At 73.6% G+C, this 1,911-nt stretch carries 3 protein-coding genes; 1 reads left to right on the top strand and 2 read right to left on the bottom strand.

The window, feature by feature from the left end; all coding sequences use genetic code 11:
* The coding region (locus N801_RS21210; RefSeq protein WP_035940866.1) for a sunset domain-containing protein at positions 1 to 238 on the top strand (238 nt) is incomplete at its 5' end.
* 10 nt (positions 239 to 248) lie between these two features.
* Here N801_RS21210 and N801_RS18895 read toward each other — a convergent pair.
* Together N801_RS18895 and N801_RS18890 are read right to left on the bottom strand one after the other, a co-directional pair.
* Positions 249 to 659, bottom strand: coding sequence for a DUF2177 family protein (locus tag N801_RS18895; RefSeq protein WP_035940865.1), 411 nt, complete (start codon positions 657 to 659; stop codon positions 249 to 251).
* Positions 659 to 1,591 carry an alpha/beta hydrolase gene (locus tag N801_RS18890; RefSeq protein ID WP_035940863.1) on the bottom strand — a complete coding sequence of 311 codons (933 nt, stop codon included), beginning with the start codon at positions 1,589 to 1,591 and terminating at the stop codon, positions 659 to 661. The genes N801_RS18895 and N801_RS18890 overlap by 1 nt, the downstream gene beginning before the upstream one ends.
* Between the last annotated feature and the right edge of the window lie 320 nt (positions 1,592 to 1,911).

Genomic DNA, 1,911 nt, shown 5'->3' with positions numbered 1-1,911 from the left:
CGCCCCGGCGGCCGCCCCTGCTCCGGCCCCTGCGCCGGCCCCGGGGGCGGCGCCGCCGGCAGCACCCACCGGCGGCTGCGTCATCAAGGGCAACATCTCATCGAGGGGCGAGAAGATCTACCACGTCCCCGGCGGCGGCAGCTACGAGGACACCGTCGTCACCGCGAGCAAGGGTGAGCGGTGGTTCTGCACCGAGCAGGAGGCCGAGACCGCCGGGTGGCGCAAGGCTCGACGCTGACGGCGCCGCGTCAGCGGAGCGCGGGCACCCGGCGACACACGGCATACGTCACGAAGGCGGCGGTCGCCGTGGCGACCGTGCCCCAGGCGATGTCGACCGCGACGATGGAGGCCGGGAAGCCCTCGATGACCGCGAGGCTGGTGAGGTCCCACGTCGCGTAGGCGACGAACCCGAGGACGCCGCCGGAGACCAGGGCGAGTCGCGACGACTCCGCGGCGAGCGCGGGCCGGGTCGCGAACCACGTGATGCCGAAGACGTAGATCACGTAGAACGCCACCGCGGCCGCGACGTTCGGCTCCACGGCGAGCAGGTCGCCCATCTGCGAGTCGTAGAGCGGGCGCGCCACGATCCCCAGCCAGAGTCCGTCGAGGACGCCGAACACCGCGGCGGCGACCGCGTACCGGCCGAGTTCCCGGCGCATCAGTCGCGCACGGGCAGTCGCTCGTCGAGCCACGCGAGGACGTCGGCGGTGACCTCGTCGCGGTTGGTCTCGTTGAGCAGCTCGTGCCGCGCGTCCGGGTAGATCGTCATCGTCACGTCGGAGACGCCGGCCGAGCGGTAGGCCTCGGCCACCTCGCGGGGACCCTTGCCGTTGGCCGAAAGGGGGTCGAGCGAGCCGGAGACCACGAGGACCGGCAGGTCACGGGGCACGGCGGCATACGCAGCGGGCCGGTTGATCTGCTGGAGGCCGCCGAGCAGGTCGGCGTAGAAGGAGGTGGTGAAGACGTTGCCGCACAGCGGGTCCGCGATGTACTTGTCGACCTCGGCCTCGTCGCGGGACAGCCAGTCGAACTCGGTCCGGTTGGGCTTGAACGCGGAGTTGTACTGGCCGAACGTCAGCGTGTTCATCAGGCCGGACAGGTGCTTGCGGCCGCGGAGGCGCGCCTGGGCACCGGCCACCCGCCGGCCGACCGCGGCCAGGCGACCGGGGTCACCCGCGGTGCCGGAGAGGACCAGGCCGGCCAGGCGCGCGCCGTGCCGCGCCGCGTACGAACGGCTGAGGAAGGACCCCATGCTGTGACCGAAGAGCACGACCGGGACACCGGGGTGCTCCGCCTGGGCGAACTCCGTCACCGCACCCATGTCGGCGACGACCGTGTCCCACCCGTCGCGGTCGGCGAAGTAGCCGTGGGCGTCCGGGCCGGACGTCTGTCCGTGGCCTCGGTGGTCGTTGGCGTAGACCGCGTAGCCGGCGTCGGTGAGCGCCTGCGCGAAACGCTCGTAGCGCGCGGCGTGCTCGGCCATGCCGTGCGCGATCTGGACGACCGCCCGCGGCGGACCGTCGGGCAGCCAGCGGTAGGTGTGCAGCGGCGTGCCGTCGGCAGCGCTGATGGCAAGGGTGCTCGACTGCATGGACGGCTCCTGTGACGGGGTGGGCTCGCGGCTGCCGACGCTACCCGGTGGGCGGGGCGCCCGCGGTCCGTTGTGGTCCCGCTCTCCCACGCCGGTATGCCGTTCCGTCCCGACCACGAGCTCGTCCCGGGGCGTCGTGGTCCCCCCACGCCGCTGTGCACTGCTGCGCGGGGGCGCAGCAGTGCACAGCGGGTCGTGCGAGGTGGGATCAGCCGCGGTAACCGCGCGACTGCGACGAGAAGGTCGCCGCGCCGCCGCCACTGCTGCGCTGGCCGCCGCCGGAACGGGCCGGGGCGCCGCCGCCACCGGAGCGACGCGGG

The sequence above is a fragment of the Knoellia aerolata DSM 18566 genome (genome assembly GCF_000768695.1).
GTDB lineage: Bacteria > Actinomycetota > Actinomycetes > Actinomycetales > Dermatophilaceae > Knoellia > Knoellia aerolata.
The sequence above is the reverse complement of the archived record's forward strand: the minus strand, read 5'-3'. Positions and strand labels throughout refer to the sequence as shown.

Coding starts and splice junctions, on each gene's coding strand:
- N801_RS18895 (WP_035940865.1), bottom strand. CDS start 659: ATGCGCCGGGAACTCGGCCGGTACGCGGTCGCCGCCGCGGTGTTCGGC.
- N801_RS18890 (WP_035940863.1), bottom strand. CDS start 1,591: ATGCAGTCGAGCACCCTTGCCATCAGCGCTGCCGACGGCACGCCGCTG.